Annotated in this window: 18 protein-coding genes; 9 read left to right on the plus strand and 9 right to left on the minus strand. The window is 71.7% G+C overall.

Features of this window, described 5'->3' with window-relative positions:
* Positions 1-65: 65 nt before the first annotated feature.
* On the minus strand, positions 66-4,124 hold the full coding sequence (hrpA, locus tag AB0I71_RS26255) for an ATP-dependent RNA helicase HrpA (protein WP_357588955.1): 4,059 nt from the start codon (positions 4,122-4,124) through the stop codon (positions 66-68).
* Positions 4,125-4,273: 149 nt separating this feature from the next.
* Between hrpA and AB0I71_RS26260 the strand changes: the two genes are divergently transcribed.
* Positions 4,274-4,477: a hypothetical protein gene (locus AB0I71_RS26260; RefSeq protein ID WP_357588957.1), complete on the plus strand. Its 204-nt coding sequence runs from the start codon at positions 4,274-4,276 to the stop codon at positions 4,475-4,477.
* A 162-nt stretch (positions 4,478-4,639) separates the two neighbouring features.
* Complete coding sequence (locus AB0I71_RS26265) at positions 4,640-4,993, plus strand: cytidine deaminase (RefSeq protein WP_357588959.1); 354 nt, start codon at positions 4,640-4,642, stop codon at positions 4,991-4,993.
* A gap of 96 nt (positions 4,994-5,089) precedes the next feature.
* On the opposite strand, the gene AB0I71_RS26270 is transcribed toward AB0I71_RS26265, so the two are convergent.
* The 3 genes from AB0I71_RS26270 to trmB form a co-directional block, all read right to left on the minus strand.
* Positions 5,090-5,734, minus strand: coding sequence for a hypothetical protein (locus AB0I71_RS26270; protein ID WP_357588961.1), 645 nt, complete (start codon positions 5,732-5,734; stop codon positions 5,090-5,092).
* 119 nt (positions 5,735-5,853) lie between these two features.
* Positions 5,854-8,358, minus strand: a complete 2,505-nt coding sequence (locus AB0I71_RS26275) for a DUF3516 domain-containing protein (protein ID WP_357588963.1) — start codon at positions 8,356-8,358, stop codon at positions 5,854-5,856.
* A 127-nt stretch (positions 8,359-8,485) separates the two neighbouring features.
* Positions 8,486-9,109: a tRNA (guanosine(46)-N7)-methyltransferase TrmB gene (gene trmB / locus AB0I71_RS26280; protein ID WP_357589051.1), complete on the minus strand. Its 624-nt coding sequence runs from the start codon at positions 9,107-9,109 to the stop codon at positions 8,486-8,488.
* A gap of 229 nt (positions 9,110-9,338) precedes the next feature.
* Between trmB and AB0I71_RS26285 the strand changes: the two genes are divergently transcribed.
* Both AB0I71_RS26285 and AB0I71_RS26290 read left to right on the plus strand, forming a co-directional pair.
* A complete protein-coding gene (locus tag AB0I71_RS26285; protein WP_357588965.1) occupies positions 9,339-10,001 on the plus strand; it encodes a hypothetical protein in 663 nt (220 codons plus the stop codon).
* A gap of 438 nt (positions 10,002-10,439) precedes the next feature.
* Positions 10,440-11,048, plus strand: a complete 609-nt coding sequence (locus AB0I71_RS26290) for a class F sortase (RefSeq protein WP_357589053.1) — start codon at positions 10,440-10,442, stop codon at positions 11,046-11,048.
* Positions 11,049-11,103: 55 nt separating this feature from the next.
* Here the strand turns inward: AB0I71_RS26290 and AB0I71_RS26295 are convergent, their stop codons facing one another.
* From AB0I71_RS26295 to AB0I71_RS26305, 3 genes are all read right to left on the minus strand, one after another.
* Entirely contained in the window at positions 11,104-11,415 is a 312-nt protein-coding gene (locus AB0I71_RS26295) for an antibiotic biosynthesis monooxygenase (protein WP_357588967.1), read from the minus strand.
* Between the two features lie 216 nt (positions 11,416-11,631).
* Positions 11,632-12,429: an exodeoxyribonuclease III gene (locus AB0I71_RS26300; RefSeq protein ID WP_357588969.1), complete on the minus strand. Its 798-nt coding sequence runs from the start codon at positions 12,427-12,429 to the stop codon at positions 11,632-11,634.
* A gap of 105 nt (positions 12,430-12,534) precedes the next feature.
* Positions 12,535-13,455: a PAC2 family protein gene (locus AB0I71_RS26305; RefSeq protein WP_357588971.1), complete on the minus strand. Its 921-nt coding sequence runs from the start codon at positions 13,453-13,455 to the stop codon at positions 12,535-12,537.
* A 193-nt stretch (positions 13,456-13,648) separates the two neighbouring features.
* Here AB0I71_RS26305 and AB0I71_RS26310 point away from each other — a divergent pair, with 193 nt between their 5' ends.
* The gene (locus AB0I71_RS26310; RefSeq protein ID WP_357588973.1) at positions 13,649-14,413 is read left to right on the plus strand and encodes an EcsC family protein; all 765 of its coding nucleotides are present in this window, start codon (positions 13,649-13,651) and stop codon (positions 14,411-14,413) included.
* Here AB0I71_RS26310 and AB0I71_RS26315 read toward each other — a convergent pair.
* Together AB0I71_RS26315 and AB0I71_RS26320 are read right to left on the minus strand one after the other, a co-directional pair.
* Complete coding sequence (locus AB0I71_RS26315) at positions 14,401-15,252, minus strand: GDSL-type esterase/lipase family protein (RefSeq protein ID WP_357588975.1); 852 nt, start codon at positions 15,250-15,252, stop codon at positions 14,401-14,403. The genes AB0I71_RS26310 and AB0I71_RS26315 overlap by 13 nt on opposite strands.
* 140 nt (positions 15,253-15,392) lie before the next feature.
* Positions 15,393-15,989, minus strand: a complete 597-nt coding sequence (locus AB0I71_RS26320; RefSeq protein ID WP_357588977.1) for an antibiotic biosynthesis monooxygenase — start codon at positions 15,987-15,989, stop codon at positions 15,393-15,395.
* Positions 15,990-16,189: 200 nt separating this feature from the next.
* Between AB0I71_RS26320 and AB0I71_RS26325 the strand changes: the two genes are divergently transcribed.
* The 4 genes from AB0I71_RS26325 (at position 16,190) to AB0I71_RS26340 (ending at position 19,765) form a co-directional block, all read left to right on the plus strand.
* The gene (locus AB0I71_RS26325; protein ID WP_357588979.1) at positions 16,190-17,011 is read left to right on the plus strand and encodes an NAD(P)H-binding protein; all 822 of its coding nucleotides are present in this window, start codon (positions 16,190-16,192) and stop codon (positions 17,009-17,011) included.
* A gap of 61 nt (positions 17,012-17,072) precedes the next feature.
* On the plus strand, positions 17,073-17,336 hold the full coding sequence (locus AB0I71_RS26330; RefSeq protein ID WP_357588981.1) for a DUF6343 family protein: 264 nt from the start codon (positions 17,073-17,075) through the stop codon (positions 17,334-17,336).
* A 14-nt stretch (positions 17,337-17,350) separates the two neighbouring features.
* On the plus strand, positions 17,351-18,763 hold the full coding sequence (locus AB0I71_RS26335) for an NADP-dependent succinic semialdehyde dehydrogenase (protein ID WP_357588983.1): 1,413 nt from the start codon (positions 17,351-17,353) through the stop codon (positions 18,761-18,763).
* 42 nt (positions 18,764-18,805) lie between these two features.
* Positions 18,806-19,765: a TIGR03885 family FMN-dependent LLM class oxidoreductase gene (locus tag AB0I71_RS26340; RefSeq protein ID WP_357588985.1), complete on the plus strand. Its 960-nt coding sequence runs from the start codon at positions 18,806-18,808 to the stop codon at positions 19,763-19,765.
* The last annotated feature ends 54 nt before the right edge of the window (positions 19,766-19,819 follow it).

Genomic DNA, 19,819 nt, shown 5'->3' on the forward strand with positions numbered 1-19,819 from the left:
CAAAGGGGAAGAAAAAGCGACCAAAACTGCAAGATCGCGGGGGCAAGGGCGGCAGGGGAGTGGGGTCAGCGGCTTTCGGCGTCGTCCATGGCGCGGTAGATGCGTTGCTCGCTGACGGGGTAGGGGGTGCCGAGGGCCTGGGCGAAGATGCTGACCCGCAACTCCTCGATCATCCAACGGATCTGGCGCACCGCCTCCGACGAGCGCTTCGCCGGGGGCAGCGCGGCCAGCAACTCGTCGTACTCCCGCTGCACCACCGCTACGCGGTCCTGTTGCTGTTTGTCCCGTGCCGGGTTGCTCGGCAGCCGGTCCAGTCGACGCTCGATCGCGGTCAGGTAGCGCAGCAGGTCGGGCAGTCGGGCGTACCCGGCCTCGGTGATGAAGCCGGCGTGCACCAGCCCGGTGAGCTGGTTGCGGATGTCGGCCAGGGCGGCCACCACGGCCAGGTTCCGCGTCGCGCCGAGCCGCTGCTGCACCGCGTACGCGGCGGCGAGCACCGCCCGCACCCGGTCCATCACCGCCACCACGGTGTCCACCAGCTCGGCCCGGACCTTGTCGCGCAGCGCGGCGAAGCCCGCCTCGTCCCAGGCCGGCCCCCCTGCCTCGATGACCAGCTTGTCGATCGCCGCACCGGCCGCGTCCTCGATCAACGCCTGCACCCCGCCGTGCGGGTTGCGGGACAGCGCCAGCTTCGCCTCGTTCGTCAACCGCCCCTGAAGAAACTTCGCCGGTGACGGCACGGTCAGCCGCAGCAGCCGTCGGGTGCCCGCCCAGTGGGCGGCCTGCTGCTCCGCCGGCGAGTCGAACACCCGTACCCCGACCGTGGTGCCCTCGTCCACGAGCGCCGGGTAGGCGGTCACCGCGTAGCCGGCCCGTACCTGCTCGATGGTGCGGGGCAGGGTGCCGATCTCCCAGCCGGTCAGCCCGGTGCGGGTCACCTCCGGCGCGGCGGCCGCCACCACCTGGCGTACCTCCGCCTTGAGCTGGCGTTGCAGGGCCGGCAGATCCTTGCCCTCGGCGACCGGTCTGTCGTCGTCACCGAGCACCCGGAAGGTGACCCGCAGGTGCGGTGGAAGCTTGCCCAGATCCCAGGCGTCCCGAGGCACGGTCACCCCGGTCATCCGCCGCAGCTGCCGGGTCAGCGCGTCCAGCAGCGGCTCCTCCCCGGGGGTGATCGCGGCCAGCGCGGCGCGGGCGTAGTCGGGGACCGGCACGAAGTTGCGCCGTACCGGCTTCGGCAGCGACCGGATCAGCGCGACGACCAGCTCCTCACGCAGCCCCGGCACCTGCCAGTCGAAGCTCTCGGCGGGCATCTGGTTGAGCAACGGCAGCGGGATGTCGACAGTCACCCCGTCGGTCGGGGTACCCGGGTCGAACGTGTACGTCAGCGGCAGCGCCACCCCGTCGGCCCGCCACTGGTCGGGGTAGTCGGCCTCGTCCAGCCCGCCCCGGCCCGCGTTGACAAGCAGCTCCCGGGTGAAGGTGAGCAGCTCGGGTCGTTCCCGCCGGGTCGTCTTCCACCAGCTGTCGAAGTGCCGGCCGGAGACCACGTCGGCCGGGATCCGTTCGTCGTAGAACTGGAAGATCGTCTCGTCGTCGACCAGGATGTCGCGCCGCCGGGCGCGGTTCTCCAACTCCTCCACCTCGGCCAGCAGCCGCTGGTTGTCCCGCCAGAACTGGTGGTGGGTGGACCAGTCACCCTCGACAAGCGCGTGCCGGATGAACAGCTCCCGGCTCAGCGTCGGGTCGATCCGACCGAAGTTGACCTTCCGGGAGGTGACAAGCGGGACGCCGAAGAGGGTGACCTTCTCGTACGCCATCACCGCCGCCTGCTTCTTCTCCCAGTGCGGCTCGCTGTAGCTGCGCTTGACCAGGTGCTGGGCGAGCGGCTCGACCCACTCCGGTTCGATCCGCCCGTTCACCCGCCCCCACAGCCGGGAGGTCTCCACCAGTTCGGCGGCCATCACCCAGCGGGGCGGCTTACGGAACAGCGCCGAACCCGGGAACAGGGCGAACTTCGCGCCGCGCGCCCCCAGGTACTCGTGCTTCTGCGCGTCCTTGAGGCCGATGTGCGACAGCAGGCCGGGCAGCAGCGACTGGTGCACCTTAGGCGTGTCGATCTCCTCCGGCAGGTCCGCGCCGGCCTGACGCCGCCCGCCGCCGTCGGGCGCGCCGTCCGAGGCGCCCCGCCGGCCGCGTCCCCGGCCATCCCCCTCGGGGGTACGCAGGACCTGCCGCAACTGGCTGACGATGTCCTGCCACTCGCGGACCCGCAGGTAGTTGAGGTACTCGGCCCGACACATCCGCCGGAACGCGCTGGAGGAGAGCGCCCGCTGCTGCTCCCGCAGGTACCGCCACAGGTTGAGGTACGCGACGAAGTCGGACTCGGCGTCGGCGAACCGGGCGTGCGCCTGGTCGGCCTGGGCCTGCTTGTCCGCCGGCCGCTCACGCGGATCCTGGATCGACAGGGCCGCGGCGATCACCATCACCTCGGTGGCGCAGCCGTTGCGTTCGCCCTCCAGGACCATCCGGGCCAGGCGGGGGTCGACCGGCAGCTGGGCCAGCCGCCGGCCGAGGGTGGTGAGGCGTTTCGTCGGCTCGGTCTCGGCCGGGTCGATGGCACCCAACTCGTGCAGCAGGTTCACGCCGTCGGTGACATTGCGGCGGTCCGGCGGGTCGATGAACGGGAAGGCGGCGATGTCGCCCAGGCCGATGGCGGTCATCTGGAGGATGACCGAGGCCAGGTTGGTCCGCAGGATCTCCGGGTCGGTGAACTCGGGACGGGAGTCGAAGTCCTGCTCGTCGTAGAGCCGGATGCAGATGCCGTCCGAGGTACGCCCGCAGCGGCCCTTGCGCTGATTGGCACTGGCCTGGGAGACCGGCTCGATCGGCAGCCGCTGCACCTTCAGCCGCTGGGAGTAACGGGAGATCCGGGCGGTGCCGGGATCCACCACGTACTTGATGCCGGGCACGGTCAGCGAGGTCTCCGCCACGTTCGTGGCCAGCACCACCCGGCGGCCGGCGTGCGGGGCGAAGACCCGGTGCTGCTCGGCGACGCTGAGCCGGGCGTACAGCGGCAGAATCTCGGTGCCGAGCAGCGACCGCTTGTTCTGCACCAGCTTGCCCAGCGCCTCGGCGGTGTCCCGGATCTCCCGCTCACCGCTGAGGAAGACCAGGATGTCGCCCGGCCCCTCGGCGGCCAACTCCTCGACAGCGTCTCCGATGGCCTGGATCTGGTCGCGGACGTTCTCCTCGTCCGCGTCCTCCTCGTCGCCGTCGGCGACCTCGACAAGCGGCCGGTAGCGCACCTCCACCGGATAGGTCCGGCCGGAGACCTCCACCACCGGCGCCGGCTCGCCGTCGGGCTGCTCGGCGGTCGGTGGCCCGGCGAAGTGCCGCGCGAACCGGTCGGTCTCGATGGTCGCCGAGGTGATGACCACCTTGAGGTCGGGACGGCGGGGCAGGAGCTGCCTGAGGTACCCGAGAATGAAGTCGATGTTGAGGCTGCGCTCGTGCGCCTCGTCGATGATCAACGTGTCGTACTGGCGCAGCATCCGGTCGGTCTGCAACTCGGCCAGCAGGATGCCGTCGGTCATCAGCTTGACCAGGCTGTTCTCGCCTACCTGATCGGTGAAGCGCACCTTGTAGCCGACCACGTCACCGAGTTCGGTCCCCAACTCCTCGGCGATCCGGTCGGCCACCGTCCGTGCGGCCAACCGCCGGGGCTGGGTGTGGCCGATCAGCCCGTGCACCCCGCGCCCCAGCTCCAGGCAGATCTTCGGTAGCTGGGTGGTCTTCCCCGAACCGGTTTCGCCCGCCACGATCACCACCTGGTGGTCGCGGATCGCGGCGGCGATGTCATCCTTGCGCTCGCTGACCGGCAGACTGGCCGGGTAGACGATCTTCGGGACCGCCGCTTTCCGCCGCTCCAGCCGGACCTCCGCCGCAGCCGTCTCGGCGACGATCTCCGCCAGCACCGATTCGCGTCGCCTCGGGTCGCGTAGCTTCCGCAACCCGTCGAGTCGACGGCGCAGGTGACGCTGGTCTCGGAACATCAGCGGGGACAGGCGACGCTGCAATTCCCGAACGGGATCGGTCGCGGCGGGTGAGGCTGGATTCTGCATGTCGTGGCCAAGGATAGGCAGCCGTTGCCCGGTCCGCCTCCTGGTTACCCGGGCCTCGCTCCGGCCTGCTCCGGCCGGGCTGGGCCGGGCTGCTCCGGCTGGCTGGGCTGGGCTGGGCCGGCTCCGGGGAGGTCCGAGACCGGGCGGCGATGTCCGGGGCGGTGCGGCGGCCCCCGAGCCGAGGTGGCCGGATCGGGCTGGCCGCGCTGTGGAGCCCGGTCTGGGCTGGCCGGGTTGGGCTGGCCGCGCTGTGGAGCCCGGGCTGGGCTGGCCGGGTTGGGCTGGCCGGGTTGGGGCTGGTCGTGATGTGGCGTCCGGGCCTGGTCGGGCGCACGGTGGTGTGTGCGGCCTGAGGTTGCTGCCGGGCCTCCTTTGCTCTGCTTCACCCGGCGCAGCGGTTGCGGCCTCGAATTGATGCGTGGGTTGAAGCAGAGCAAAGGAGGCGGTGTGGTGGCACCAGCGCGGCGGAGGTCTATCGTTGGGCGCCGAGCTGGGAGCGGAACGCGGGGACGCCGATGACGATGCGGGACACCGACCGGGCACTGGTGCAGGCTGCCAGCGCGGTGGCAAAGCTGCGTTGTCGCAGCGCAGCCCACACTCTCGCGACGGCGGCGCGTACCGCTGACGGCCGCGTGATCTCCGCCGTCAACGTGGTGCATGCGACTGGCGGAGCGTGCCCCGAGACGATCGCGGTCGGCACCGCCGCCACGCAGGGCGTGGGTGAGCTGGAGACGATCGTCACGGTCGGCGACCGGGGCCGGTCGATCGTGACCCCCTGCGCCGCCTGCCGGCAGCTTCTCAGCGACCTCTTCCCGTCGCTGCGAGTGATCGTCGGCCCGATCGACAACCCTGAGGTCGTCACCCCGTGATCCAGAATGTGTGCAACTTCGGGGAAGATGTCGCCCCGGGGTGTCCGGAGACAGCATCTTTCCCGAAGTTGCTGTGATCGCGGCGGGGCGGGCGGGTCAAGCGGCGGCGGACCAGATGGCGCGGAAGGCGGCGGCCTCGCCGGCGAGCCAGCGTTCGATCTCGTCGGACTTGGCGCCGTCGGGCATCCGGTGGGTGATGCCCCGGCGTACGTCGACCAGGACCGGCTCGGCGTGCGGAAGGACGGCGTCCATGTGGCGGGCGGTCAGGTGCAGGGCGGCCAGCAGCGCTTCCTCGCTGGGCGGGGCCTCGTCGAAGTGCAGGCGTACCGCCTCGGCGCGCCCGTCGGCGTACCGGATGCCGAAGTGGGGGTTGATCTTGATGGGGAGGTCGCCGAGCATGGCCAGTGCGTCGCGGGTCTGGGCGAGGTCGACGCTGGCGGGCTCGCCGAGCGAGTGCAGCCACGCCGTCGCGCCGGGCACGAGCGCCTGGTAGAGCGGGCGCCACCGGGGCTTGACCACGTCGACCACCTGCGCGAGGTGGGTGCCGCCGGTGTGGAAGGCGATGTCGGCCTTGAGGGCCTTGACGAACTGGCCGTGCGGGTTGAACCCGGAACGGCTGGCCCGCTGTCGGCGAAGGCCGCCGACGAAGCTGGCCTTGGTCGGGCCGGTGCGGTCGACGTACCGGGTGAAACCGAGGAGGGTCGCGTACGGCGTGAGGGGGGCGGAGATGGGCGCGGTCACGAGCATCCTCCCAGGTCAGGAACTCGATTAGTACATACATTCTAATCGACGACTCTGACATCGCCCAGGGCACGAAAGGGGCCGCCCGGGCATCCCGGACGGCCCCCGTAGGAAAAATTTCAGAGCTGACCGACGTCGGTGATCCGGACGACGGCGGCACCCGCCTCGTCGGACGCGGCCAGGTCGACCTCGGCGCTGATGCCCCAGTCGTGGTCGCCCTCCGGGTCGTCCAGAATCTGCCGCACCGTCCAGCGTTCCCGACCCTGCTCGATCATCAGCAGCGCCGGGCCGCGGGCGTCCGGGCCGGTCCCGATCCCGTCGTACGACTCGAAGTAGGGCTCCAGCGCGTCGGCCCAGGCGTCGGCGTGCCAACCGGAGTCCGCGTCCAGCTCGCCAAGCGCGTCCCACTGTCGTAGCGCGGCCAGCTCGACCCGCCGGAACAGCGCGTTGCGCACCAGTACCCGGAACGCCCGCAGGTTGCGGGTGACCGCCGCCGGCCGATCGTCCAGAGCGGCGGCGACCTCGGGCAGGTCGGTGGGGTTGCGCAGCCGCTCCCACTCGTCGATGAGGCTGGAGTCGACCTGGCGGACCAGCTCGCCGAGCCATTCGATCAGGTCGACGAGTTCCTCGGTCTTGGCCTCCTCCGGCACCGTCTGCCGCAGCGTCTTGTACGCGTCGGCGAGGTAGCGCAGCACCAGGCCCTCGGAGCGGGACAGCCCGTAGAACTGCACGTACTCGGTGAAGGTCATCGCCCGCTCGTACATGTCCCGCACCACGGACTTGGGGGAGAGCTGGTGGTCGGCCACCCAGGGGTGCCCCCGCCGGTACATCTCGTAGGCGTTGCCCAGCAGCTCGGCGAGCGGCTTGGGCCAGGTCACCTCGTCGAGCAGTTCGAGCCGGGCCTCGTACTCGATGCCCTCGGCCTTCATCGCGGCGACCGCCTCGCCACGGGCCTTGAACTGCTGCGCGGAGAGCACCTGGCGCGGGTCGTCGAGGATCGACTCGATCACCGACAGCACATCCAGGGCGTACGACGGCGACTCGCTGTCCAGCAGCTCGATGGTGGCCAGCGCGAGGGGTGACAGCGGCTGGTTGAGCGCGAAGTCGAGTTGCAGGTCGACGGTGAGCCGGACCCGTCGCCCGGTCTCGTCCGGCTCGGGCAGCTCCTCGACCACGCCGCCGGCCCGCAACGCCCGGTAGATGGCGATGGCCCGGCGGATGTGCCGGCGCTGGGCGGCGGCGTCCTCGTGGTTGTCGGTGAGCAGGTGCCGCATGGCCGCGAACGCGTCACCGGGGCGGCCGATGACGTTGAGCAGCATCGAGTGGCTGACCTGGAAGCTGGAGGTCAGCGGCTCCGGTTCGGCTTCCACCAGGCGTTCGAAGGTGGGCTTGCCCCAGCCGATCGAGCCCTCCGGCGGCTTCTTGCGCACCACCTTGCGCCGCTTCTTCGGGTCGTCACCGGCCTTGGCGAGGGCCTTCTCGTTCTCGATGACGTGTTCGGGCGCCTGCACGACGACCCGGCCGAGGGTGTCGAAGCCGGCCCGCCCGGCCCGGCCGGCGATCTGGTGGAACTCGCGGGCCTTGAGCAGCCGGGTGCGTACCCCGTCGTACTTGGACAGGCCGGTGAACAGCACGGTGCGGATCGGCACGTTGATGCCGACGCCGAGAGTGTCCGTACCGCAGATGACCTTGAGCAGCCCGGCCTGGGCGAGGGTCTCCACCAGTCGGCGGTACTTGGGCAGCATGCCGGCGTGGTGCACGCCGATGCCGTGCCGGACCAGTCGGGACAGGGTCTTGCCGAAGCCGGAGGTGAACCGGAACCCGCCGATGGCAGCCGCGATCATGTCCTTCTCGGCCCGGGTGCAGACGTTGACGCTCATCAGCGCCTGGGCGCGTTCCAGGGCGGCAGCCTGGGTGAAGTGCACGACGTACACCGGGGCCTGCTTGGTCTCCAGCAGCTCCTCAAGGGTCTCGTGCAGCGGTGTCATCGCGTACGAGAAGAGCAGCGGGACCGGCCGCTCGGCCGAGCGGACGACGGCTGTCGCCCGGCCGGTGCGCCGGGTCAGGTCGTCGACGAACCTGGTGGTGTCGCCGAGCGTGGCCGACATCAGCACGAACTGTGCCTGCGGCAGCTCGATCAGCGGCACCTGCCAGGCCCAGCCCCGGTCCGGTTCGGCGTAGAAGTGGAACTCGTCCATGATCACCTGGCCGACGTCGGCCCGGCTGCCCTCGCGCAGCGCCAGATTGGCCAGGATCTCCGCGGTGCAGCAGATGATCGGGGCGTCGGCGTTGACGCTGGCGTCGCCGGTGAGCATGCCGACGTTCTCGGCGCCGAAGACCTCACACAGGGCGAAGAACTTCTCCGACACCAGCGCCTTGATCGGCGCGGTGTAGAAGGTCGTCCGGCTGTCGGCCAGGGCGGCGAAGTGACCGGCGATGGCGACCAGGCTCTTGCCCGAGCCGGTCGGCGTATTCATGATCACGTTGGCCCCGGAGACGATCTCGATGACCGCCTCCTCCTGGTGGGGATAGAGGTCCAGGCCGCGCTCGGACGCCCAACTGGCGAACGCGTCGTAGAGAGTGTCGGGGTCGGCGGTCTTCGGCAGCGCGGCGGTGAGTGTCATGGCCGGTCCATGGTGCCTGGATCACACGCCGGGACGCCAACCGGGGAGGGCCGGGCACCGGTCGTGGACGCCAGCCGGGGGTCTGGCACCGGGGGCGCGGGCGCCGGCCTGCCGGCGTCGCGCCACCTCAGCGCCGGCGGTAGATCAGGTCGGCGATCGGGCGGCCGGCGCGCAGGGCCCGCCGCTCGAACCGGGTCACCGGCCGGTAGGCGGGCCGGGGAGCGTACCCGTCGTACGCGTTGACCAGGCCCGGGTCGGCATCCAGGGTCCGCCGCATGGACTCGGCGTACTCCGCCCAGTCGGTGGCGCAGTGCAGCGTGCCGCCGACAGCCAACCGGGAACGCAGCCGGGCGACGTGCGCCGGCTGGATCAGCCGCCGCTTGTGGTGACGGGACTTCGGCCACGGATCCGGGAAGAAGACGTGCACCGCGTCCAACGAGTCGGGCGGCAGCAGATCGAGCAACTCCACCGCGTCGCCCTCGACGATCCGGACATTGCCCAGGTCACGAAGGTGGATCAGGTCCAGCAGGTTCGCGATTCCCGGGGTGTGCACCTCGACCGCCAGATAATCTCGATCCGGGTCGGCGGCGGCCATCTCGGCGGTCGTGTCACCCATGCCGGATCCGATCTCGACCACCAGTGGGGCCCGGCGGCCGAACAGGCCGACGGGGTCGAACGGAACGGCGTCGGTGACGCGCAGTCCGTACCGCGGCCAGAGCTGTTCCAACGCCGCCACCTGACGGCCGCTCATCCGGCCGCGACGCGGGTGGTAGGTACGGATCGCCCGCGCCACGTTCGGCGCGGCCACGGCGGGGGTCGGGTCGGTGGAGGTCACCACCAACCGAGCGTACGCGAGCACCGCGCCGGACCAGATGTGATGTACGCCCGGTGGTGAGACCATCATCGGTGGAAGCAGGACCGGGTGTCCGGCAGTGCCCGGCGACCGCCCCGGCGCACCGGGAGGGGGCATCGTGCCAGTAGTGACCCAGACTCGTCCGGCACTGTCCGCTGCTCCGCTGCGTACCCTCGCGGCCTTCGCTCCACTGCTCGTGGTCGCCCTCGCCGCGCCGCTGCTGCTCGCGACTCCGGCCCGGGCCGCCGGTCCGGCTCCGGCCACCGCCCCGATCACCGCCGGCAAGCACATCCTCGCCGCGCCGCCGGTTGCCGCGCCAGCCGCGGTGCCGGTCGCTGTGCCAGGCGTCGTGCCGGTCGCCGCGCCGCAGCCGGTGCCGGGACCGAACGTCTTCGTCGAGGTGTCGCCGAGCACCGTCGAACCGGGCCACCTCGTCGGCCTCCGGGCCAGCTGCCACGACAACTCGGTGGGGGCCATCGTCGTCTCGGACGCGTTCGGCCGGGTCGCGGTGCAGCCGCAGCGCGGGCTGCTGACCGGGACGGCAATGGTGAAGGACCGGGTGCTCCCCGGCAACTACCGGGTCAAGCTGGAGTGCCGGGGCGGCGAGACCGCCTCCACCATGATCCAGGTGGTACGCCACATGAAGCCCAGCCGAGGGCCGGCGACCGGCTTCGGCGGTGGTGCCCGCGCCGTCACCTCCAGTCTGCTGCTCCCCGGCGGGCTGGCGTTGACCGTGACCGGCATGGTCCTCTGGGTCACCGCGACGCGCCGTCGCGGTACCCGACGGTGACCCGTCATGCCCGCCGCCCGCGCACCGCGCCCCACCGGTTCCACCGGTGCGCGCGGACACACCGGTTCCCGTCGGCCCGTCCAGGGAACCGGCTCCGGCAGGTCGGCCCGCCCCGCCGGTAGCCCGCCTCGTCCCACCTACCGTCCCGACCTGTTCGTACCGTCGACCAACCCGCCCCCGCGTCCCGGTGACCGTGCGGTGGGCTTCGGTTCCGTGCCGGGTCATGGTGATCGTGCGGTGGGTTCCGGTTCGGTGCCGGGTCGCGGTGATCGTGCGGCCGGCTCCGGCTCGACGCCGCGCCCGCACGGGTGGGCGGCCGTGCCGGACATCGGCTCGCGTCGCGCTCGCGCCGCGACACCCTTCACCGATCGCCGCCGTGCACCACGAAGCTCCAGCGGGTCCGGCCGCGCGCCGCGCTCCGGGCGCAGCCCGTGGTCACTGCCACTCGCGGTGGTGCTCGTGCTGGCCGGCGTGTTCGCCACCGGCGCTGGACTCGGGCACACCGTCGGAGGACCGTTGGACTGGACCGCCACCGGTGGTGAACGGGGCTCCAGCGGGGCGTCGGTGGCACCCGCCGGGCGTACCGCCGCGCGGCCGGTGAGCCTGTCGATCCCGTCGATCGACGTCGTGGCACCTGTGAAACCGGTAGGCGACGCACCGGACGGCTCGATCGCCGTGCCGCCGCTGAGCCGGCACGAGGAAACCGGGTGGTACGACCGTGGCCCCGTGCCGGGAGACCCGGGTCCGGCGGTGATCGTCGGGCACGTGGACACCAAGAGCGGCCCGTCGGTCTTCTACAACCTGGGCAAACTGAAGGTGGGAGACACCGTCGAGGTGATCCGGGAGGACGATTCGGTGGCCGTCTTCACGGTGAACTCGGTGGAACACTTCCCGAAGGACCGGCTCCCGGCAGACCGGGTCTACGGCCATGAGGGCCCGCCCGGCCTGCGGCTGATCACCTGCGGCGGCGAGTGGCTCGGCGGCGGCACCGGCTACGCCGACAACGTGATCGCCTTCGCCACCCTCACCACCACCCGACCCTCCTGACTCACCCGCCGCTACTGCTCCGGTCCGGCTTCAGCAGCGACAGGGAACCCACCCGTCAGGGGACCTGCTGCACGACCTCGAATTCCAGGAGGGTGGCACCGGAGGCGACGGGGGGCCGCTGCTCGGCTCCGGGCGGGGTGGCGTGGGCGGCTCGGGCGGGGCCGGCGGCCCAGTCCTGGTACGCCTGCTCGGTCTCCCACCGGGTGTAGACGAAGTAGCGGTTCTCACCGGCCACCGGGCGCAGCAGTTCGAAGCCGAGGAAGCCGGGGGAGTTCTCCACCGCGCGGGCCCGGGCGGCGAACCGCTTCTCCAACTCCTCGCCGGCACCGGGCGGAACGTCGATCGCGTTGATCTTCACGACTGCCATGGCCTCACCCTAGCCGGTGCCCTCGCCAGGGGGAGCGGGCACGAGCACGGTCGCGGGTTGCGGCAAGTGGGGCTTTCCGGCCGGCAGGAGAGGCCGGGTTGCGGCATCTCGCGGCGCTGGGCCGGCATCTCGCGTCGTCGAGTGTGCCGGCCGGTGCCCGCCTGGCGTCCAGCAGCCGCCCGGCGCGCATCCGGGTCGGGCGGGCGGTGTCGCGGGTCAGAAGGACTCGACGGCGGGGACCAAGTCGGCATCGACGACGATGGGGGCGTGGTCGGAGGGGCCCTTGCCCTTGCGGGCCTCCCGGTCCACGTACGCGGACCGGACGGCGCGGGCCAGCGGCGCGGAGGCGTAGACCAGGTCGATGCGCATGCCCTTGTTCTGGTGGAACATGCCGGCCCGGTAGTCCCAGTACGTGAACGGGTGCGGTCCCTTCATCGGGGTGGGCACCACGTCGGTGAGGCCGAGATCGCGCAGCGCCGCCAGGGCGGCCCGTTCGGGCGGGGTGACGTGGGTGGAGTTGACGAACAGCGCCGGATCCCACACGTCGTCGTCGGTGGGCGCCACGTTGAAGTCACCGCAGACGGCCAGTGGCGCCCGGTTGGTCAACTCGGTGTCCAGCGCGTCCCGCAGCGCCGCCAACCAGGCCAACTTGTACGCGTAGTGCGGGTCGTCGGGGGTGCGGCCGTTCGGCACGTACACCGACCAGACCCGCAGCCCGCCGCAGGTGGCCGAGATCGCCCGGGCCTCCGGATCGGGGAATCCGGGTTCGTCGGGAAACCCGACGGTGACGTCGGCGAGCCCGACCCGGGACAGGATGGCGACCCCGTTCCAGCGGCCGTCGCTGTGACTGGCCACCGTGTACCCCAGCTCACCCACCTCGGTCGCCGGGAAGGCACCGTCCGGGCACTTGGTCTCTTGTAGGCAGACCACGTCCGGCCCGGTGCCGGCCAGCCAGTCCAGCAGCCGGGGCAGCCGGGCCTTCACCGAGTTCACGTTCCACGTCGCGAGGCGCATGATGCCAGCCTGCCCCATCCCGGCCAGGCCCGCCCGGCCACCGCCGGCCGACACGCGCCACCCTCGTCGTCGGCGTGCCACCTGGCTCAGCCCGACGGCCCCGGTTCAGCCTCCCGGGGTGTCGTTCGGGCGGGTCTGTTCGGCGAGGAAACGCTCCAATTCTGCGCCGAGTTCCTCCGCCGTGGGCAGCGGGCCGTTCTCCGTGGCGAGCAGGTTCTTCTCCCCCCGACCCCGGGCGTACGCGTCGTACTGCTCCTCAAGGGCCTGGACCAGGGTGGTGGCCTCGTCGCTCTGGGCGACCTGCCTGTCGATCTCCACCCGGACCACCTCGGCGGCCGAACGCAGCCCGTCCCGGGGCAACAGCAGCCCGGTGCTGCGGGACACCGACGCCAGCAGCACCTCGGCGGCGGCCGGGTACTCGGCCTGCGCCACGTAGTGCGGCACGTGCGCGGCGAAGCCCAGCGCGTCGCGGCCCGCCTCGCCGAGGCGGAACTCCAGCAGGTGGCCCACGCTGCCGGGGACCTGTACCCGTTGCAGCCACGGTTCGTAGCCGGCGATCAGATCACGCCGGGTGGCGTGCGCGGTCACGCCTGTCGGTCGGGTGTGCGGCACCGCCATCGGAATCGCGTTGAGCCCGACGGTGAGTCGGACGTCCAGGCGGGCGGCGAGCCCGGCGACGGCGGCGGTGAACCGCTCCCACTGAAGGTCGGGTTCCGGGCCGGTGAGCAGCAGGAAGGGCGTCTCGTCGTCGTCGTGGAGCAGGTGCAGCTCCAGCACCGGGTCGTCATAGCTCTCCCAGTGGTCCTCGACGAAGGTCATCACCGGCCGGCGGGAGCGGTAGTCGAAGAGCTGGTCCAGGTCGAACCGGGCGATCGAGCGGGACTCCAGCGAGGTGAGCAGCTGCTCGCGGGCGAGCCGGCTCGCGTTACCGGCGTCGACGAAACCGGTGAGCGCCTGGATCAGGACCGGCTGACCGAGGTCGGGCAGATCGTCGGTGAGTTCGTAGAGCTCGTGTGGGTCGAGCACCGGTGCGGCCTCCCTGCATGTGCGTAACGGGTCACCGGATTGACGGCGGCCCCGATCGCCAGAACGTACCTGCCATCCTCGTGCATTCCTGTCGGGCCGGTCCGCCCGGCCCGGCGTCCCCGGCTGATCGGCCGACGGTACGCCGTTGCCGTGGCGGGGTACACATGGATGGGCGCCACCGAAAGGAGAGGTGATGAGCGATCCCGTGCCCGTCGAGGGCCAGCCCGTCACTCCGGCCCCGCCCTCGCCGGGCGGCCCGGTTGTCGAGGCGCCGCCGGCCACGCTGTGGGACCGGATGCGCCAGGATCCGCAGTACGCGCCCGAGCATCTCGCCCTGGAGGCGGTGCGCCGGCTCGGCCCGGAGGCCGCGCAGTGGGCGCAGCGGATCCGGGCCGCCCAGCCCGGGACCAGCGCGGAGACCCTGGCGGAGCAGGCGGTACGTCGGTTCGTCAACCAGGCCCGGCTCTCCGGGGCCGTCTCCGGCGCGGCCGGACTGCCCGGCGCGGTGATCGACGTGGGTGTGCTCGCCTGGACCCAGTCCCGCATGGTCCTGCACGTCGCCGCCGCGTACGGCGTTGACCCGACACATCCGGACCGCGCGACCGACCTGCTGGTCTTGCAGAAGGTGCACAAGGCAGCCGCGAGCGCCCGGGTGGCGCTGGGGGTGGCGGCCGGCCGGGAACGGGCGGGTGCGTTGTTCGGCGGCGGTGGGCAGGCCCCGCTCGGCCGGGTGATGCTGCACCTCGGGGTCCGACTCGCCCAGATGGCCGGGGTACGCGCGGCGAAACGGCTCTTCGCCAAGGTGGTCCCCGGAGCGGCGATCATCCTCGGCACCTGGGCGAACTCCTCGGCCACCAAGAAGCTGGCCGAACGCTCCCGGGCGCTCTTTCGCCAGCACAGCGGCCCCCGCATCCCGTCGCCACGTCGACCCGATGAGGCGGGCGATCAGTCGGCGTAGCCGGAGGAGCGCCAGGTCACCTCGGCGAGGCGGGACTGGCCGGCCGTGTTGGGGTGGAAGTAGTCGAGCGCGTTGACCAGATCCAGATCGAACCGGACCCGGTGCGCGGCGCCGCCGTCGTAGCGGCATCGGGAGCCGTAGGCCCGGCACGCCGCCTTCAACTGACTGTTGTACGCCGCGACCCGTTCCCGGAAGGCCGCGCGGCGGTTCCGGTCCGCCGGTGCGGTCGACGTCGCCTCGGCCAGCAGTGCCGGACACACCCCCCGCCGCCAGGCGCGTACCGCCCGAGGCTCGTCGTGGCCGACCTCCCAGAGCCGGTACAGGTTCGGGATGCTCACGACCAGGACCCGGGCCTTCGGACGCCCTTCGCGCAGCACCCGCAGCCCTCTGTCGATCTCGGTGCGGAACTCGGCCACCGGCGTCATCGCCTCGATCGTGGCGCGGCAGGCGTCGTTGGCGCCGATCAGCACCGTCACGTAGTCGGCGCGGTCGCGTACCGCCGCCTCCGCCTGCCCGGCCAGCGCCCCGGCGCGGGCCCCCGGCCGGGCGTGGTTGTGCGCCTTGCCGCGCAGCCCCGGGTTGCGGTCGAGCAGCCGGCGGTAGTGGCTGTCGACCCGCAGTCCGTCCCCCGTCGACCAGGAGTTGCGCTGGCACGAGGTGAGGACCAGGCAGGATCCGAAGCCGGTGGTGATCGAGTCGCCGAGGGCGGCGACGACGCGGGGTGAGCCGGGCTGGGTTGTGCCACCCGACGGTCGGGGTGCCGCGTCTCCACCCGCCTCGCAGGCCAACGCGACGAGTGCGAGCAGGCAGACGGCGGCAGTGGTCCAGCGTCCAGGCATGACTTCCCCAGCCTCACAGCGCAGAGCGACGGCACGGTGACTCTACGCGCGTGGGCCGTGCTGGTCACGCGTTGCTGTCGGGGATGCGGCAGTGCCCTGTCGTACGCCTGGCCGCCGTGCTATGCGGTCCGGCCGCTTCGCTACCGGTGCCAGGGTGCCCGCTGGCCGTGCAGCCACCAGTGCAGCGCCCGGGTGATCCGGGGCAGCACCAGGTAGGTCATCAGCGGGGTCAGGGTGAGCGTCATGACAAGTACCCGCGCCGCTGTCGGCAGGCCCGGCAGGAACTGACCGGTCAGCAGCGTGGCGGTCAAGCTGAGCGGGAAGAACGCCAGCCAGATCGTCACCGCCTGCTTCCAGCGCGGCGGCGACGGCGGCACTGTCGGTTCGGCGTCGAGCGGCTCGATGTCCGCCGCGCGCGGCGGGTCGAACCAGCCCTCGATGCCGGTCCGCCGCTCGACGTGGGTGTGCTCGACGATGCCCTGCGCCGACGTCAGCCACCAGTGTCGCTGCGGCGATTCCTCCCAGCGGCGCAGGGTGTCCGGGTCGGCGAACCGGTAGAGCATGTGCCAGTCGCCGGATCCGGGGGCGCGGCGCACCCAGCCCGCGCCCAGGAAACCCGGGAACGCCTCGGCCAGCGCCGTGCCGGCCCGCATCCACGCCACCATCTCGTCGGTACGGGCGGGGTCGGCGCGTCGGGCGACGGCGACGGTCACCGGCTCGGCATGGCTCACGGTCATGGGTCCATGTTCCCCGCCGATGCCCGGAAAGGCCGGGTCACGCCGGGCCGGTGTAACGCAACGCACGGCTGTTCCGCCCCGGGCGGGCTGTTGCGCCCGGCGTGGCTGTTCCGCACCGCGTGGCTGTTCCGCATCGTTTGGTGTCGGGTGGCCCTGATGGCCGGTCGGCCTTTGTCACAGGCGGCTGTTCGACTGGGCGGATGACGAACCAGGACATGATTCTCGTGCTCGGCGCCACCGGTACGACCGGTCGGCGCGTGGTCCGCCGGTTGCGGGACGCCGGTCACCCGGTCCGGTCCGCGTCCCGATCCGGAGAGTCGCGCTTCGACTGGACCGATCCGAGTTCCTGGCGGACGTCCCTCGCCGGGGTCACCACGATGTATCTGATGGCTCCCCACGATCGACCGGTCGAATCCGATTTCGTCCGGCTGGCGGTGGAGCACGGGGTGGGCCGGGTGGTGCTGCTCTCCAGCCGGGCGATCGAGGCGATGGGTGACGAGCGGCTGATGGCCGCGGAGGAGACGGTACGTGCCTGCGGCGCGCAGTGGACGATCCTGCGCCCCGACTGGTTCGACCAGAACTTCGACGAGGGTTTCTTCCGGGACGGAGTGCTCGCCGGGGAGATCGCCATGCCGGTGGGCGACGCCCGCCAGTGCTTCGTCGACGCCGACGACATCGCAGACGTCGCGGTCGCCGCCCTCACCGGTGCCGGACACGCCGGCCGGACGTACGAGATCACCGGCCCGGACGCGCTCTCCTTCGGCGAGGCCGCGGAGATCCTCACCGAATGCGTCGGTCGGCCGGTGCGTCATCTCGGTACGGCCGACGACTACCGGGCGGTGATGCTCGCGCTGGGTGTGCCGGCCGAGCAGGTGGCGGGCGAGATCGCCGCGTTCGGGGCGCTTCGCGACCTGGGTGACGGCCAGCCGACCGGGACGGTCCGGCAGGTCACCGGCCACGACCCGAAGAGCTTCGCCGGGTACGCCGCCGATGCGGCCGCCCGTGGCGCCTGGCGTTCCTGAGCGGCCGGTACCGGATCCCCGGGCGACGGTTAGCTCCGGCGGCGCGGGGTAGGTGGAGGTGATGACGAGATCACAGCCTCGGCGTGCCCGTGGCACGGTCGGTCACGCGTACAGCGCACTGAACCTGCGACTGGCGCTGGCCAGCTTCGGGCTCGTCACCATGATCGTTTTTGCGGTGCTGGCGTTCCGTGCCGACGTGGCCTGGTTGGGTGTCGTCTGCGCCGTCTTCGCGGTGGTTGCCGTCGTCGACCTGATCATCATTCAACGTCGTCGCGCCGCCCGCCGTCGGGAGGAGCCCGGCGCGCGGCACTCGCTTTTCGAGTGACGGGAGTAGCCCTGATGACCATCGCCACCACCAATCCGGTGAACGGCCAGGTGCTCAAGACGTACGAGGCGATGTCCGACGAGCAGATCGACGGCGCGATCGAACGGACCGACCTGGCGTACCGGCAGCTGCGCGGCACCACGATCGAGCAGCGCGGGCGGTGGCTGAACGCGGCGGCCGACCTGCTGGAGGCGGAGCGCGACGAGATCGCCCGGCTGATGACCACCGAGATGGGCAAGACGCTCGCCGCCGCCAAGGCCGAGGTCACCAAGTGCGCCGCCGCCTGCCGCTTCTACGCCAGCCGGGCGGCGGAGTTCCTCGCCGACGAGCCGGCCGACGCCGCGGCGGTCTCGGCGACCCGGGCGTTCGTCCGCTACCAGCCGATCGGGCCGGTACTGGCGGTGATGCCGTGGAACTTCCCCCTCTGGCAGGTCATGCGCTTCGCCGCGCCGGCCCTGATGGCCGGCAACACCGGCCTGCTCAAGCACGCCTCGAACGTGCCGCAGACCGCACTGCTGCTGGAGGACCTGTTCCGGCGGGCCGGCTTCCCCGAGGGCGCGTTCACCACCCTGCTGGTCGGCTCCGAGGCGGTGGACCGGATCCTGAGCGATCCCCGGGTACGCGCGGCCACCCTGACCGGCAGTGAGGTCGCCGGCCGGTCGATCGCCCAGATCGCCGGCCGGGAGCTGAAGAAGACGGTGCTGGAACTGGGCGGCAGCGACCCGTTCGTGGTGATGCCCTCCGCCGATGTGGCGCTGGCCGCGCAGGTGGCGACCACCGCCCGCTGCCAGAACAACGGCCAGTCCTGCATCGCGGCCAAGCGCTTCATCGTGCACGCCGACGTCTACGACGCCTTCGCTGAGGCGTTCGCGCACCACATGTCGGCGCTGCGGGTGGGCGACCCGATGGACGACGGCACCGACGTCGGCCCGCTGGCCTCCGAGCGGGGCCGCGACGAGGTCGACGCGCAGGTCCGCGACGCCGTCGACAAGGGAGCCACGGTGCTCTGCGGCGGGGAGAAGCCGGCCGGGGCGGGCTGGTTCTACCCACCGACGGTGGTGACGGACCTGAACCCGGGCATGCGGATGTGGGCCGAGGAGGTGTTCGGGCCGGTCGCCGGGTTGTACCGGGCCTCGTCGTACGAGGAGGCGATCGAGTTGGCCAACGGCACCAGCTTCGGGCTCGGCTCGAACGCCTGGACCCGCGACCCGCAGGAGCAGCAGCGGTTCGCCACCGACCTGGAGGCCGGGGCCGTCTTCATCAACGGGATGACGACGTCCTACCCCGAACTGCCCTTCGGGGGCGTGAAGAACTCCGGCTACGGCCGGGAACTCTCCGCCCAGGGCATGCACGAGTTCTGCAACGTCAAGACGGTCTGGGTGGGGGAGGGCGCGGCCACCGTCGGCGCCGGCGCCCACTCCGAGTAGCTGCTGCTTACGACGACGCCCGGATGGGTAGTGAAGCGCGGCATGACGGCGATCGCGTTTCACGCTTCCCACGAGCAGATCCACCCGGGTGAGCTGCTGAAGGCGGTGGTCCATGCCGAGCACGTCGGCTTCGACGCCGCCATGTGCTCGGACCACTTCGCACCCTGGAGTGAGCGTCAGGGACACTCCGGATTCGCCTGGTCCTGGCTCGGCTCGGCGTTGCAGGCCACCGGCCTGTCGTTCGGGGTGGTGAACGCGCCCGGGCAGCGCTACCACCCGGCGATCATCGCGCAGGCGATCGGCACCCTCGCCGCCATGTACCCGGGCCGGTTCTGGGCGGCCCTGGGCTCCGGTGAGGCCGCCAACGAGCACATCACCGGCGACGTGTGGCCGCGCAAGGACGTACGCAACGCCCGGCTGCGCGAGTGCGTGGACGTCATCCGCGCCCTGCTCGCCGGCGAGGAGGTCAGCCACGACGGTCTGGTCCGGGTCGACCGGGCGAAGCTGTGGAGCCGCCCGGAGCAGCCGCCCGCACTTGTCGGCGCCGCCGTCAGCGTCGCCACCGCCCGCTGGTGCGCTGAGTGGGCGGACGGTCTGATCACGGTGAACGCGCCGACCGACCACCTGCGCCGCATGATCGACGCCTACCGGGAGGCGGGGGGTCGGGGACCGGTGCACCTACAGGTGCACCTGAGCTGGGCGCCCGCCCAGGCCGAGGCCGAGGCGATCGCCTACGACCAGTGGCGCAGCAACGTCTTCGCCCCGCCGGTCTGCTGGGACCTGGCCACCCCGGAGCACTTCGACGTGGTCTCCGCCGAGGTGCCGATGACCCGGCTCGCGGAGGTGGTGAACATCTCCGCGGACCTGGGCCGGCACGTGGGCTGGCTGGAGGAGTACGTCGACCTCGGCTTCGACCAGATCGCACTGCACCACGTCGGCCAGGACCAGCGCCCCTTCCTGGACGCCTTCGGCGACCAGGTCCTCCCCAAACTTCGCCCCTGACACCCCACCCACCCACCCACCGACCGCCCCGGAAGGCTCGCGTTGATCATGAGG

The organism is Micromonospora sp. NPDC049891, assembly GCF_040660295.1.
Classification (GTDB): Bacteria; Actinomycetota; Actinomycetes; order Mycobacteriales; family Micromonosporaceae; genus Micromonospora.